This window comes from Janthinobacterium psychrotolerans (assembly GCF_001677885.1).
GTDB classification, from domain to species: Bacteria; Pseudomonadota; Gammaproteobacteria; order Burkholderiales; family Burkholderiaceae_D; genus Janthinobacterium; species Janthinobacterium psychrotolerans.
This window is the reverse complement of the sequence record NZ_LOCQ01000037.1, coordinates 1-14,722: the sequence shown is the minus strand read 5'-3', so window position 1 is coordinate 14,722 and position 14,722 is coordinate 1. Positions and strand designations below refer to the sequence as shown.

The window sequence follows — 14,722 nt, the reverse complement described above, 5'->3', positions numbered from 1 at the left end:
ATATTCTTAGTCCATGCGCTAACCCATGAGCCAACCCGGCTTGCGCTTGTCCAGGAACGCCTGCACGCCTTCGCGCCCCTGTTCCGAGGCGCGGATCTGCGCGATGCGTTCGGCGGTGTGTTCCAGCAGTGCGTCGTCGACCGGTTGGCCGGCGATTTCGCGCACCAGTATTTTCGCCTGCGCCACCGCGTGCGGGCTGTTGCCCGTCAGTGCTTTCAGCACTTCCGCGGTTTTCGCGTCCAGTGCGCTCGCCTCGACTACCTCGTGGGCAAAGCCGATGCGCAGCGCTTCGCGGGCGGAGAATCGCTCGGCGGAGATAAAGTAGCGGCGCGCCGCCTGTTCGCCCATGGCCTTGATGACATACGGTGAAATGGTGGCCGGGATCAGGCCCAGCCGCACTTCGCTCAGGCAGAATTGCACGTCTTCCGCAGCCAGGATGATATCGCATGCGGCCACCAGGCCCATGCCGCCGGCATAACAGTCGCCCTGGACCTTGGCCACCACGGGCTTGGGACACATATAAATCGTACGCAGCATCTGCGCCAGCTGCAGCGCGTCGGCCTGGTTTTCGGCGTGCGTGTAGCCGGCCATCTTCTTCATCCAGTGCAGGTCCGCGCCGGCGCAAAAGGCCGCGCCATTGGCGGCCAGCACGATGGCGCGCACCATGTCGCTGCGGCCCAGGCCCTCGAAGGCGCGCGCCAGTTCGGCGATCGTCGTCTCGTTGAAGGCGTTGCGCACCTCGGGACGGTTCAGGGTCACGGTGGCGACATTGCCTTCGATGACCAGTTTCAGGGTTTCAAATTCCATGGTCTTTTCCTTCCCTTACATGCGGAATACACCGAACTTCGTCTCGGGGATTTCCGCGTTGAGCGCCGCCGACAGGCCCAGGCCCAGCACCATGCGCGTGTCGGCCGGATCGATCACGCCATCGTCCCACAGGCGCGCGGTGGCGTAATACGGGTGGCCCTGGTGTTCGTACTGATCCTTGATCGGCTGCTTGAAGGCCGCTTCCTCGTCCGCGCTCCAGGCGCCGCCCTTGCCTTCGATGCCGTCGCGCTTGACGGTTGCCAGCACCGACGCGGCCTGGTCGCCGCCCATCACGGAAATGCGCGCGTTGGGCCACATCCACATGAAGCGCGGCGAAAACGCGCGGCCGCACATGCCGTAATTGCCGGCGCCGAAACTGCCGCCGATAATCACGGTGAACTTCGGCACGGCGGCCGTCGCCACGGCGGTGACCATCTTGGCGCCGTTGCGGGCGATGCCCTCGTTTTCGTATTTGCGCCCGACCATGAAGCCGGTGATATTTTGCAAAAACACCAGCGGGATCTTGCGCTGGCAGCACAGTTCGATGAAGTGCGTGCCTTTCAGCGCCGACTCGGAAAACAGAATCCCGTTGTTGGCGATAATGCCGACCTTCATGCCGTGGATATGCGCAAAGCCGCAGATCAGGGTGGTGCCGTAGCGGGCCTTGAACTCGTCAAAATCGCTGGCGTCGACGATGCGGGCGATCACTTCGCGCACGTCGAACGGTTTGCGCGTGTCGACGGGGATCACGCCATACAGTTCCTGCGGCGGATAGTGCGGTTCGATCGACTCGCGCAGCGCCATCTGCTGCGGCTTCGTGCGGTTCAGATTCGAGACGATGGTGCGCGCCAGCGACAGCGCGTGCAGGTCATTCTGCGCCAGATGGTCGACCACGCCCGACAAGCGCGTATGCACATCGCCGCCGCCCAGGTCTTCGGCCGTCACCACTTCGCCGGTCGCCGCTTTGACCAGCGGCGGGCCGCCGAGGAAAATCGTGCCCTGCTCCTTGACGATGATCGATTCGTCGCTCATGGCCGGCACATAGGCGCCGCCGGCCGTGCAAGAACCCATCACCACGGCGATCTGCGGGATGCCCTTGGCCGACAGATTGGCCTGGTTATAAAAGATGCGGCCGAAATGGTCGCGGTCCGGGAACACATCGTCCTGGTTGGGCAGGTTGGCGCCGCCCGAGTCGACCAGGTAGATGCAGGGCAGGTTGTTCTGGTCGGCGATTTCCTGGGCGCGCAAGTGTTTTTTCACCGTCATCGGGTAATACGTGCCGCCCTTGACGGTGGCGTCGTTACAGACGATCACGCATTCCTGGCCCGAGACGCGGCCGATGCCGGTGATGATGCCGGCGGCCGGCGCCGCGTCAAAGCCATTGGCGTCCTGGTACATGGCGTAGGCCGCCATCTGCGACAACTCGAGAAACGGCGTGCCGGGATCGAGCAGCATCTGCACCCGGTCGCGCGGCAGCAGCTTGCCGCGCGCCAGGTGCTTGGCGGCGGCCGCCTCGCCGCCACCGGCCGCGATTTTTTCGACCTTGTCGCGCAAATCGTCGACGATGGCCTGCATGGCGGCCACGTTGGCCTTGAAATCGTCGCTGCGCGGATTGAGTTTGCTTTCGATGTGCGGCATTGCTGTTCCTTTTTATTATCGCCCGGTCTCTCGGGTCGCGCTATTCGGGAAAACTGCCGTCGAGATACAACCAGCGCACGGTGCCGCCAGTGTCAGGTTCGCGCACGAAGCGGCTCACTTCATGCAGGCGGTGGGCGCGGCCCTTGACCTTGTAGCGGGCCACGAATTCGACGGTGTCGCGGTTGCTCTCTTCGGCTTGATCGGCAGATTCTGCTTTACGTTGACGTAAACGTAAAGCAGATTTTACCTCAAGTCCCAGCCACTGGACTTTTTCTTCTTCGGCAAACAAGGCGTCGGCCGGGCACGTGCTGGCGTGCCAGGTGGCGCGCAAATACGGCTCGTCGCGCAAGGTGAAAGCCGTGTAGCGCGAGCGCATCAGGGTTTCGGCCGTCGGCGGCAGGGCGCTGCCGGCGATATACGGGCCGCAGCAGCTGGCATAGGCGCCGCCGCCGCAGGGGCAGGCGGTGGGAAGGGACGAGTTGGGCATGCGATGGGTGGCAAGAGCGGAAAGTTCCGCAATTATCCGCCATAAGGGACAGGTGCGTGACGGCTAGCGGCGCGGCTGAAGAAAGTCCAGCGCAAACGGCGGCGCCTTGCCGGCCATCAGGTCGGCCAGGATGCGCGCCGTGCCGGCCGCAAAGGTAAAGCCCAGCGGGCCATGGCCCACGTTCAACCATAGATTGGCAACTTTGCTGGCGCCCACCAGCGGCGCGCTGTTCGGCGTGGCGGGCCGCAAGCCGGCCCAGGCCGTCGCCTGATCGTAGTCCGCCGCCTGCGGCATGGCCTCGCGCGCCAGCCGCTTGAGGCCCGCAATCCGGCCTGGCGTGATGCTGGCATCGGCGCCCACCATGTCGACCATGGCCGCCACGCGCAAGCTACTTTTGATCCGCGCGTACAGCACCTTGCGCTCGAAGTCGGTAATGCTGATCTCGGGCGCCAGGTCGTGTGCGCGTACCGGCGCCGTCAGGCTGTAGCCTTTCAAGGGATACAGCGGCAGATAGATACCGGCCGTGGCGGCCAGGTCGCGGCTCTGGATGCCGGCCGCCAGCACATACTGGTCGGCCCCCAGCAGGCCCAGGCTGGTCTCGACGCCTGCCACCTTGCCATTGCGCACGATCAGCTGATGGGCGTCGCCCTTGAGCAGCAGGGCGCAATTCGGATGCTGGCGCAGCCGTGTTTCCAGCGCCAGGCAGAACGCGTGGCAGTCGGCCACCGCTTCGCCTTCGGTAAAGATGGCGCCGGCCAGCGAGCCTTGCAGCGCAGCCAGCGCCGGTTCGCGCTGCACCGCCTGTGCTGGCGTCAGTACCAGGCGAGCTTCTTCCGATACGGGGCGGGCCACGGCGCGCTGGAACACATCGGGCGAACGGTAGACGATCAGTTTGCCCGCATCGCGCCAGGCATAGGCCTCGGGTGGCACCGTGGGTTCCAGCTGCGCCATGCCGGCGCGGCTCAGTTCGCCCAGTTGCAGCAGCTTGGCGGTGGTGCGGGCATTGCTGGCCGCATTGCAGTTGCGCAAAAAACTGGCCAGCCAGCGCCACTGGCGCCAGTCCGCTTCCGGGCGGAAGCGCAGCGGACCATCTTTCTGCAACAGCCATTGCAGCGCTTTCAGGGGCACACCGGCGTCGGCCAGCGGCGCCACATAGCGATAGCTGAGCTGGCCGCCATTGCGGTAGCTGGCGGCAATGCCGACCTGTTCATTGCGTTCCAGCAAAGTGACCTTGTAGCCAGCCTCGGCCAGCCACCAGGCCGACGTCAGGCCGACGACGCCGCCGCCGATAATGATGACTTGTTGTTGCTGCATGCTGCCTCGCTGCGTAGGTGCTCCCATGGCATGGGCGCATTCGGTGAGAGCTTAGTGGGTGCGTACCGGGCGGGCCAATGAAACATCATGGTGCGGCCATAACTTACAGGAATGCACCAAATTGAAGCATGCTGATCGCCATGGATTCGGCAAAACACTGTTTTAAAAAGCGTATAACCGTTATTTATTCCTGTTTTCCATTTATTCATGGGCGGCGCACCATGCACAAGCGCCATCGCCATTACACTAGGCGCATTAGGAGAACGGTAATGAGCCAGACCAGCATGGAACTCAAGGTCGATTTAAATGACAATTCGCCTTTGTATATGCAGATCGCCCGCAAGCTGAGCGAAGACGTACGCAATGGCCGCTATCAGGTAGACCAGGCTCTGCCGTCCGAACGCACGCTGTCCGAATTGCTCGACGTTTCGCGGGTCACCGCGCGCAAGGCCATCGACCAGTTGGTCGAGCAGGGCCTGGTCGTGCGTCGCCGCGGTTCGGGCAACTATATCGCGCCGCGCATCGAGCAGCCGCTGTCGAACCTGTCGAGCTTTTCGGAACAATTGCAGCAACGCGGCTATCGCGCCGGTTCACGCTGGCTCAAGCGCGAGGTGGTGATCGCCAGCAGCGAAGAACAGCTGAGCCTGGGGCTGGCGCAAAATACCAAGGTGGCGCGTCTGGAGCGCCTGCGCCTGGCCGACGACGTGGTGATGGCCTACGAGGTCAGCGTGTTGCCCTTCAGCGTGGTGCCGGATCCGGCCGCCGTGGGCGATTCGCTGTACGCCTACCTGGCCCAGATCAGGAAGTCGCCCGTGCGCGCGCTGCAGCATATCCGCGCCATGAACGCCACCGGCGTGCTGGCCGGGCAGCTGGGCGTGCCCGATGGCCAGGCCGTGCTGTTCATTACCCGCCTGGCCTACCTGGAATCGGGTGTGGCGGTCGAACTCACGCATTCGTATTGCCGCAGCGACCATTACGATTTCGTCGCCGAGATGCGCCGCGCCCCTTAGCCCATAAGCTCCCGTTATGCTTGTTCGCCATCCTTTCATGGCTGGCTGTGCTCGTTGGTATTAAACTGGTTTTATCGTCAATCATGTCCATGAGTCATGTTAAAAACTGAAACCCCGAGCACGCAGCATGCGCAACTCGATCTGTACCCGACCGACCAATTGGTCGCCGCCCTGGTCGATGACCAGTTCCGGGCCGTCGATGCCGTAAGGCTGGCGTCGCCGCAGATCACGGCGGCCATCAACGCCGCCCTCCCCCGCATCGCCGCCGGTGGCCGGTTGTTGTATGTGGGCGCCGGTACTTCTGGCCGGCTGGGCGTGCTCGACAGCGTGGAACTGAACCCCACCTTTTCCTGGCCGCCAGAACGCGCGCTGGCCATTCTTGCCGGCGGTGCCGGCGCCATGTTCACCGCCGTCGAAGGCGCGGAAGACGATGTGGCGCAGGGGGCGGCCGACCTGCTGGCCTTGCTGCCTCAGGGCCATGACGTGGTGTTCCTGCTGGCCGCGTCCGGCGCCACGCCGTATGTGCTGGGCGCCTTGCGCGCCGCGCGTGGGGCCGGTGCGTTGACGGTCGGCATTGCCAATAACGTCGATGCGCCGGTGGCTACGCAAGCGCAATGCGGCATCGTGCTCGACACGGGCACGGAAGTGATCTCGGGCAGCACACGCTTGAAAGCGGGTACGGCGCAGAAAATCGCCCTCAACACCATTTCCAGTGCGCTGATGGTCGGTTTGCACAAAACCTATGGAAACTTGATGGTAGACTTGAAGCCGACCAACGCCAAGCTGATCTTGCGGGCCGTCAAACTGACCATGCATGCTACCGGCGCCGACGAAGCGCAGGCGAAAAGCGTGCTGGAGCAATGCCAGTTTCATGTCAAGGTGGCGATTGTTGCCTTGTTAAAAAAAATTACCACAGACCAGGCACAAGCATTGTTGGCCGGCGCTGGCGGCAGTGTGCGCTCGGCACTGGCCGCCTGAGCCGATGCGCTGCATTCTTCTGCTTGTTTGCCGATGAAGGATGTATGAAGCTTGTGAAACCAACCGCCACCGCCACTGTGGGTGCGAAAAATCCGTGGCTGTGGATCCCCTCGCTGTATTTCGGCCAGGGCATACCGTATGTAGTGGTCATGACACTGTCGGTGATCATGTACAAGAACTACGGTTTTACCAATACCGATATCGCCCTGTATACCAGCTGGCTGTACCTGCCGTGGGTGATCAAGCCGCTGTGGTCGCCGTTCATCGACATGTACCGCACCAAGCGCTTCTGGATCGTCGGCTTGCAGCTGGTGATCGGCACGTCGCTGGCGCTGGTGGCCCTGACCACCGCCCTGCCGCACTTTTTCCAGATCAGCCTGGCGATCTTCTGGCTGATGGCCTTCAGTTCCGCCACGCATGACATCGCGGCCGACGGCTTTTACATGCTGGGCCTGGAAGAACACCAGCAGGCGGCCTTTGTCGGCGTGCGCAGCACGTTTTACCGCCTGGCGATGATTTCCGGCCAAGGCCTGCTGGTATACCTGGCCGGCTACCTGACGCACTCGACCGGCAGCGTGCAGCTGGCCTGGTCGGTGGTGTTCGCCATCCTGGCAGGCCTGTTCATCAGCCTGTTTTTGTATCACTATTTTATGTTGCCCAAGCCGGTCCTGGACCGGCCCGGCATCACCGATGCCAGTGTTTCTCCACTGCAGGAATTCGTCGCCACCTTCGCGGCGTTTTTCAAAAAGAAAGACATTTTTGTCATCCTCGGCTTTCTGCTGCTGTTTCGCCTCGGCGAAGCGCAACTGCTGAAACTGGCGGCGCCCTTTTTGCTCGACCCGGTCGCCAAGGGCGGCCTGGGCCTGTCGACGGAACAGGTGGGCCTGGTTTACGGCACCATCGGCGTGATCGCCCTGACACTCGGCGGTTTGCTGGGCGGCTACATCATTTCGCGCTTCGGCCTCAAGCGCTGCCTGTGGGTGATGGTGCTGTCGGTACACCTGCCCGACCTGGTCTTTGTCTACCTGGCCACGGCATTACCCAGCAATATCTATCTGATCGCCGGCGGCATCGCGCTGGAACAGTTCGGCTACGGCTTCGGCTTTGCTTGTTATCTGCTGTATATGATCATGGTGTCCGATGGCGCGCACAAAACGGCCCACTATGCGATTTGCACCGGTTTCATGGCGCTGGGCATGATGTTGCCCGGCATGGCCAGCGGCTGGATACAGCAGATGCTGGGCTACCAGCACTTCTTTATCTGGGTCTGTATCGCCACCATCCCTGCCTTTGTGATGGCGGCGCTGGTCAGGATCGACCCCGAATTCGGCAAGAAAGCCGACGCCTGACCTTTTCTACTGTGTGCGCCGAAGCAATGCCGCGCACAGTAGAATGCCCGCACCGATAGACCCTCGCCCTACCCTTGCAAGGAATTGTTTTGTTGTCTACTTTCAAAAAACGGCTGGCCACGGCAGCCGGCATGGTGGCCGCGCTGGCCGCCGCCAGCTTGCTCAGCAGCTGCACCAGTTCCCGCATGCCCGTCGATGCGACTCCCGGCCCGGCCACCCTGCCGGCCGTACCTCCCGTGCAACATATCAAGGGCGAAGTGCCGCCGCCGGCGCCGCGCGAGTTCCGCGCCGCCTGGGTCTCGACGGTCGCCAATATCGACTGGCCCAGCCGCAGCAACCTGCCGGTGGCCAGGCAGCAGGCCGAAGCGATCGCCATTCTCGACCGCGCCAAGTCGCTCAACCTGAACGCCATCGTGCTGCAGGTGCGCCCCAGCGCCGATGCGATCTACCCCTCACAGCTGGAGCCATGGTCGGAATTTTTGACCGGCAAGCAGGGCCAGCCGCCAATGCCGATGTATGACCCGCTGGCCTTCTGGGTGGCGCAGGCCCATGCACGGGGGCTGGAACTGCACGCCTGGTTCAATCCCTACCGCGCCCGCCACGCCACCGCCAAGTCACCGCTGGCGCGCGACAGTTTCGCCGCCACCAATCCCGCGTCCGTAAAACAGTATGGCCGCTACCTGTGGATGGACCCGGGCGACGCCGCCGCGTCGAAACACACGACCGACGTGGTGCTCGACGTGGTGCGCCGCTACGATATTGACGGCGTGCATATCGACGATTATTTCTATCCGTATCCGATCGACGCGCCTGGCGCCGGTGCCGGTGCGGAAACGGCCGCGCTGGACGCGGGCAATGCCGCCAAGCGCGAACTGCCGTTTCCCGACGAACCATCGTGGCAAAAATACCTGCTCGGCGGCGGCCAGCTCGATCGTGCCGGCTGGCGCCGCCAGAACGTCAACCAGCTGATCGAGAGTTTGTATACCGGCATCCACCGCGAGAAAAGCTGGGTGCGCTTCGGCATCAGTCCGTTCGGCATCGGCCGCCCCAACCTGCGTCCGCCCGGCATCGTCGGCTTCAGCCAGTACGATAAATTGTATGCCGATGCCGAACTGTGGCTGGCCAAGGGCTGGCTCGATTACCTGTCGCCGCAGCTGTACTGGCCGGTGGCGCAGGCGCCGCAGGCGTTTGGCGTGCTGCTCGACTACTGGCTGGCGCAAAATCCGTATGGCCGGCATGTCTGGCCGGGCCTGTACACCAGCCGCATCGACAATACGCCCAAGTCGTTCACGCCGCAGGAAATCGTCAAGCAGATCGAGGTGACGCGCACGCGCACGGGCGCCAACGGACAAGTGCATTTCAGCATGGTGCCGCTGATGCAGAACCGCAAGGGCATCAGCGAGCAGCTCAAAGCGGGCGTATATCAAAGCCCGGCGCTGATCCCGGCCACGCCCTGGCTGGGCACGGAAGCGCCCGGTTCGCCGCTGGTGGCGATGCGGCGCGCCGGTGATGGTGTGAACGTGAAACTGACGGCCGGCGGCGGCAAGCCGGTGGCGCAGTACGCAGTGTGGGCGCGTTATGGCGAGGAATGGCGTTTCCTGGTGGTATCGGGCACCCAAGCCGAGCTGAACCTGGTCGATGACGCCATCGGCAGGGTCAATGCGGTGGTGGTCAGCGCCGTCGACCGCCTGGGCAATGAAAGCCCGCGCATCACCCTGCGCCAGCCGACTGTGGTGGCGGCGAAGTAAGCCTTCCTGGTCGACCCGGCAGTCCATAACCTGCAGGCATGTATTGTGCGTAAGCTTTCATGCCTGCCGGTCCAGTCTGGCTTTACACTCACGGCATGACTTCTTTCCAAGCAACTTCTTTGCTCGGCCTGGGCATCGACGCCGGTGGCACCGAAACGCGCTGGGCGCTGGCCACTGTCGATGGCGCCATCGTGGCCAGCGGCGTGGTGGACGGCTTGTCGGCCTTGCAAATGGGCAGCGATGCGGGCCGGGCGGCCGTGCACGCGATTTTTGCCGGCCTGAGCCAGGCGGTGCTGGCCGTCGGCCTACCCGTGCATGTGCATGCGGGGCTGACCGGCTTTGGCGGCGATGGCGCACACCTGGCGCAAGCCTTGGCCACGGCGTTGACTTTAAGCACGTCGGACGTGACTTTGTGCAATGATATTGAAATCGCCTATCTCGACAGTTTTGCGCCCGGTGAGGGCTACCTGGTGTATGCCGGAACGGGCTCGATTGCCGCCTGGATCGATACCGCCGGCGCGTTTCACCGTGCCGGCGGACGTGGCGTACTGTTAGATGATGGCGGTGGCGGCTACTGGATCGCGCGCGAAGCCTTGCGCCAGATCTGGCGCCGCGAAGATGAAGCGCCTGGCAGCTGGCAGCAATCAGCGATGGCGCACGCCGTGTTTGAGCAGATCGGCGGCAGCGACTGGGACAGCTCGCGCCAGTTCATGTATGGCCAGGACCGCGGCGCCATCGGCCGGCTGGCGCTGGCCGTGGCCGCCAGTGCCGAGCTTGACCCGCTGGCGCTGGACATCTTGCAGCGGGCCGGGCAGGAACTGGCGCGCCTGGCCTTGGCGCTGACAGCGCGCCATGGTGCGCGCCCGGTGGTGCTGGCTGGCCGCGCGGCGCAGTTGCACCCGGCAATCGCGGCCGCCATGCGCGCCGCCTTGCCGGACTCGTTGTTGATGGAACAAAAGATGATACGTTCGCATGAGGCGGCCGCCCGGCTTGCCGCCAGGGCGGGCACCAAGCCGTAGATTGATTAACCCTGTTATGGATATCGTATGAAAAAAATCGCTCTTGCCCTGCTGGTTGCCCTGCTGTCGGCCTGTACCACCACCGTTCCCCAGATCGACCGCAGCCTGACGGCGCGCGGCCAGAGTCCGCGCGTGAAATTCATCGTTATCCATTACACGGTCAGCGACCTGCCGCGCTCGATCAAGATCCTGACGGAACAGGTCGTCAGCAGCCATTACCTGCTGACCGACACGGCCCAGCCGAAGTTCTATGCCCTGGTCGATGAATCGCGCCAGGCCAATCATGCCGGTGTGAGCAACTGGAAGAGCTATACGCAGCTGAACGTCAGCTCGATCGGCATCGAGATCGTCAACCCGGGCTTTACCGAATCGCCGCAAGGGCGCATCTGGTATCCGTTCCCGCAGGCACAGATCGATCAGCTGATTCCGCTCTTGAAAGACATTCAGGCCCGCTACAATATTGCGCCGGAAAACATCCTGGGCCACAATGAAATCGCGCCGCAGCGCAAGCAGGACCCGGGTCCGTTGTTCCCATGGAAGCAGCTGGCCGATGCGGGCCTGATCGTCTGGCCGGACGCCACGCGCGTCGCCGCGCAGCGCCTGATGTACGAGCAATCGCTGCCGGACGCCGTCTGGTTCCAGAAGAAACTGGCCGAGCATGGCTACGCCACGCCGCAGACCGGCGTGTTCGATGAAGAGACCAGAAACGTGCTGATCGCCTTCCAGATGAAATACCGCAACACCTTGTTCGATGGCACGGCGGATGCCGAAACGGCGGCCTTGCTGCAAGTGCTGACGACGCCGCTGCCGGTCGTCCCTGCCGCAGCTCCTCTTGCAAGCAGGTAGCATGCCATTCCAGCCCATGACTTTTTCCATTGAGCTGAACCTTTGCGGCCTCAACGGTCAAATATAAAAAGCCTAGGAACAAGTCATGCGGCTGCGCCATATCGAAGTCTTTCACGCCATCATGCAGGTTGGCACCATCAGCGGTGCGGCGCAAGTGCTGCATATTTCGCAGCCGGCCGTCACCAAGGTGCTGCAACATTGTGAGCTGCAACTGGGCATGCCGCTGTTCGAGCGCGTGCGCGGCAAGCTCTACCCCAAGCCCGAAGCGCACCGCCTGTTTGTCGAAACGGAAAAACTCAACCGCGATTTGCTCGGTATCCGCCGCCTGGCGGCCAGCTTGAAAGGCCATGCGGTGGAAACCATCCGCCTGGTGTCGACGCCGACGATTGCCATCAGCGTCCTGCCATTTGCCATGACGGCCTGGCGCCGCGACTTTCCCCATACGCGCTGCCAGCTGGCAACCCACCATACCAGCGAGATCGTCAACACCCTGCGCCTCGGTGAAGCGGACCTGGCGCTGTCGCTGCAGGACCCGCGCCATCCCGGCATCGTGGCCGAACCGATCGCCCAGGGCGTAATGACGGTGATCGCGCCCGCCGGTACCTGGCGCGCCGCCGATTGCGGCACGCCCTTGAGCGCGCATGGACTCACGGGCGAGCTGATCGGCCATGCCGACAATGATCCGCTGGGTGAACTGGTGATCGCCGGCTGCGAAGCGCAGGATATCCACCCCGTGTTTTCCACCGTTGTGCAAACCTACCAGATCGCCCGTTCGCTGGTGGAAGCGGGCGCTGGCATGGCCGTGGTCGATCCTTTCACGGCGGCGTCCGGCTCGCCGGAGCTGCTGCAGCGCCGGCCATGGGCGCCGGTGGTGCCGATTCAACTGTATTTATTGACGGCCAGCCATTCGCCGTTGTCGCATGGCGCGCGCCGCCTGGCCGACAGCATCGGCGTGGCGGCGCGCAACTGCCTGGAAAGAGCAATGTAATGGCTGGTGCAAGCCTGCAACTGGAAGCGGTCGCCAGCGATCCGCAATTTCGCCACTTGAGCAGCATCGCCGGCATTGCCGTCGACTTGCGCTATGCCACGCCCGCCAATTTCGTGGGACGTGATCTCTACAGCCCCATCGATTGCGCCTGGCTGCACCGCGATGCGGCGGCCGCCCTGGAAAGCGCCGTGGCCTGGCTGGCACGGCACAAGCCCGATCATCATCTGCTGGTGCTCGACGCCCTGCGTCCGCAGCGGGTGCAGCAGCAACTGTGGGATGCCTTGCAGGGAACGGAATTGCTGGGCTATATCGCCGAACCGTCGCGCGGCTCGATCCACTCGTTCGGCATGGCCCTCGATATCACCATCGTCGGGCCGGAGGGAGCGGAACTTGACATGGGCACAGGGTTTGACGACCTGAGCGAACGCTCGCACCCGGCGCTGGAATTGATCATGCTGGAAAGGGGAGAGATCACCGAACAGCAGGTGGAGAACCGTCGCCTGTTGCGCGGCGCCATGTTCCAGGCGGGCTTCTTTGGCATCAACAGCGAATGGTGGCATTTCGACTGCGGCGACCGGGTGTTGGTGCGCCAGCACTACACCCGGGTGCTGTGATCAGAAGGCGTTCAAGCCCTTCAGCATGACCAGCAAAATGAGCGCCGGCGTCACATAGCGCAGCAGGAACAGCAGCACATTGGCCAGCGCGGCGTTTTGCAAGCGGCCCTGGTTGCTGACCGCCTGTCTGAAATTGTCCTTGCCCCAGGCCCAGCCGGCAAACAGGGCGATGGCAATACCACCTACTGGCAGGAAAATATTCGACGACACGAAGTCGAACAGTTCGAACATGTTCAGGTCGAACAGCTTGAAGCCGGCCAGAGTACTGTTGCTGAGCGCGCATACGGAGCCGAGCGCGGCCAGCGACAGCATGGTGACCAGGGTCGCCTTGCGCCGGCTCCAGCCCAGCCGCTCATGAAAGATCACCACCGGCACTTCCATCAGCGACAGCATTGCCCCGGTAGCGGCCACGGCCGCCAGAATAAAGAACACCACCATCAGCGCCTGGCCCATTGGAATTTGCGAGAACACGGCCGGGATGGTGATAAAGACCAGCGACGGCCCTGCGCTCGGTGCAAAGCCGAAGGTAAATACGGCCGGGAAGATGGCGATGCCAGCGAGCATGGACACGCCCAGGTCCGCCGCCATCACGCGCAAAGTGGTCAGTGGAATATCCTGGTCATCGCGAAAATAACTGCCGTAGGTCATCATGGTGCCCATGCCGACCGACAATTTGAAGAAGGCCAGGCCCATGGCCGTCAGCACCACGGCGGCGGACAGTTTCGAGAAATCCGGGCGGAACAAAAAGGCCAGGCCCTCGCTGGCCTTGTCCAGCGACAGGCTTACCGCACACAGCAGCAACAGCAGCAGGAACAGCAGCGGCATCAGCTTCTTGGCGATCGCTTCGATGCCCTTGGTCACGCCCAGCATCAATATGCCGCCGATAAACAGCAGCACACCCCATTGCCACAGCAGTGCCTGCAGCGGGTTGCCGATCAGCGAGGCAAATGCGGCTTGCGTCACGCGTTTGTCACTGCTGAGGATGGAGCCGTCGATGGCCTTGACGATATAGGCAAACACCCAGCCCACCACTTCCGAGTAAAACGCCACGATCAGAAAGGCGGCGACCAGGCCGATCACGCCGACCAGCCACCAGGGCCGGCCCTTGGGCGCCAGTTGCGCCATGGTCGAGATGGGATTGACCTTGGCGCGCCGGCCCAGGGTAATTTCCGCAATCATCACGGGCAGGCCGACCAGCAAGGTAGCCAGCAGATAGATCAGCAGGAAGCCGGCGCCGCCATTGGCGCCCGTCATGTAAGGGAACTTCCAGATATTGCCGAGACCGACGGCGGAACCGAGGGTGGCGGCCAGCACGCCGAAGCCGGAGCTGAAACCCGCCCGTTTCGCTTGTTGATTCATGTGATTTTTCTATATGGATAAGCGCGCGTTGCGCGAAAGGGCCGAAATTGTATCAGTTGAGCAAAAATACCCGCCCAAAGCCTTGCGCCGGGCATGCCGCTTTGCTATAGTTCGCCTCCTCGCAAAACGACGCACACAAAACAAGGTGTTGCAGAGTGAAACGAGGGCAGAAAAGAAGGTTGACGAAATGCTGAAAAAGCTTCATACTCTTCCTTCTTCGCAGCTGACAAACACAACGCTTTGTCGATAGCGCGAATCGCAGTACCGAATACCGTTCTTTAACAATTAACAGTCGATAAGTGTGGGCATTTGATGAAGTGCAGCGTTGATCTTCGGATCGACGTAAAACTTAAAATATCAAATGTTCACAAGAAATAATGAAATAGGATACTTCTTCGGAAGTAGCCTGTCAGTTTTTTGAGTGAGCGACCCGTCAGCAATGACGGTGCCAATAAAATGGCAAAGTAACAGAGATTAAACTGAAGAGTTTGATCCTGGCTCAGATTGAACGCTGGCGGCATGCCTTACACATGCAAGTCGAACGGCAGCACGGAGCTTGCTCTGG

13 protein-coding genes and 1 rRNA gene are annotated in these 14,722 nt (G+C 62.5%); 9 read left to right on the top strand and 5 right to left on the bottom strand.

Going from position 1 to position 14,722, the window contains the following annotated elements; all coding sequences use genetic code 11:
* Window positions 1-18 precede the first annotated feature (18 nt).
* The 4 genes from ASR47_RS02470 to ASR47_RS02455 all read right to left on the bottom strand — a co-directional run bounded on the left by ASR47_RS02470 (window position 19) and on the right by ASR47_RS02455 (window position 4,246).
* A complete protein-coding gene (locus ASR47_RS02470; RefSeq protein ID WP_065306189.1) occupies window positions 19-807 on the bottom strand; it encodes an enoyl-CoA hydratase/isomerase family protein in 789 nt (262 codons plus the stop codon).
* Between the two features lie 15 nt (window positions 808-822).
* Window positions 823-2,445 (bottom strand): carboxyl transferase domain-containing protein, encoded by a 1,623-nt coding sequence (locus tag ASR47_RS02465; protein WP_065306188.1) that lies wholly within the window; start codon window positions 2,443-2,445, stop codon window positions 823-825.
* 40 nt (window positions 2,446-2,485) lie between these two features.
* A complete protein-coding gene (locus tag ASR47_RS02460) occupies window positions 2,486-2,932 on the bottom strand; it encodes a YchJ family protein (protein WP_065306187.1) in 447 nt (148 codons plus the stop codon).
* Window positions 2,933-2,995: 63 nt separating this feature from the next.
* Window positions 2,996-4,246 carry a D-amino acid dehydrogenase gene (locus ASR47_RS02455; protein ID WP_065306186.1) on the bottom strand — a complete coding sequence of 417 codons (1,251 nt, stop codon included), beginning with the start codon at window positions 4,244-4,246 and terminating at the stop codon, window positions 2,996-2,998.
* Between the two features lie 269 nt (window positions 4,247-4,515).
* On the opposite strand from ASR47_RS02455, the gene ASR47_RS02450 reads away from it, so the two are divergent.
* From ASR47_RS02450 to ASR47_RS02415, 8 genes are all read left to right on the top strand, one after another.
* Complete coding sequence (locus ASR47_RS02450; protein WP_065306185.1) at window positions 4,516-5,256, top strand: GntR family transcriptional regulator; 741 nt, start codon at window positions 4,516-4,518, stop codon at window positions 5,254-5,256.
* 96 nt (window positions 5,257-5,352) lie between these two features.
* Entirely contained in the window at window positions 5,353-6,234 is an 882-nt protein-coding gene (locus ASR47_RS02445) for an N-acetylmuramic acid 6-phosphate etherase (RefSeq protein ID WP_065306184.1), read from the top strand.
* A 44-nt stretch (window positions 6,235-6,278) separates the two neighbouring features.
* On the top strand, window positions 6,279-7,583 hold the full coding sequence (locus ASR47_RS02440) for an MFS transporter (RefSeq protein WP_065306183.1): 1,305 nt from the start codon (window positions 6,279-6,281) through the stop codon (window positions 7,581-7,583).
* Between the two features lie 89 nt (window positions 7,584-7,672).
* Window positions 7,673-9,331: a glycoside hydrolase family 10-like protein gene (locus ASR47_RS02435; protein WP_425402717.1), complete on the top strand. Its 1,659-nt coding sequence runs from the start codon at window positions 7,673-7,675 to the stop codon at window positions 9,329-9,331.
* 95 nt (window positions 9,332-9,426) lie between these two features.
* Window positions 9,427-10,350: a BadF/BadG/BcrA/BcrD ATPase family protein gene (locus ASR47_RS02430; protein ID WP_065306182.1), complete on the top strand. Its 924-nt coding sequence runs from the start codon at window positions 9,427-9,429 to the stop codon at window positions 10,348-10,350.
* Between the two features lie 27 nt (window positions 10,351-10,377).
* Window positions 10,378-11,196, top strand: a complete 819-nt coding sequence (locus ASR47_RS02425; RefSeq protein WP_065306181.1) for an N-acetylmuramoyl-L-alanine amidase — start codon at window positions 10,378-10,380, stop codon at window positions 11,194-11,196.
* Between the two features lie 85 nt (window positions 11,197-11,281).
* Entirely contained in the window at window positions 11,282-12,184 is a 903-nt protein-coding gene (locus ASR47_RS02420; protein ID WP_065306180.1) for a LysR family transcriptional regulator, read from the top strand.
* Entirely contained in the window at window positions 12,184-12,798 is a 615-nt protein-coding gene (locus tag ASR47_RS02415) for a M15 family metallopeptidase (RefSeq protein WP_065306179.1), read from the top strand. Before ASR47_RS02420 ends, ASR47_RS02415 begins: the two co-directional genes overlap by 1 nt.
* Here the strand turns inward: ASR47_RS02415 and ASR47_RS02410 are convergent, their stop codons facing one another.
* A complete protein-coding gene (locus ASR47_RS02410) occupies window positions 12,799-14,157 on the bottom strand; it encodes a sodium-dependent transporter (protein WP_065306178.1) in 1,359 nt (452 codons plus the stop codon).
* 476 nt (window positions 14,158-14,633) lie between these two features.
* On the opposite strand from ASR47_RS02410, the gene ASR47_RS02405 reads away from it, so the two are divergent.
* Window positions 14,634-14,722: ribosomal RNA gene (locus ASR47_RS02405) — 16S ribosomal RNA — on the top strand; the annotation flags it as partial.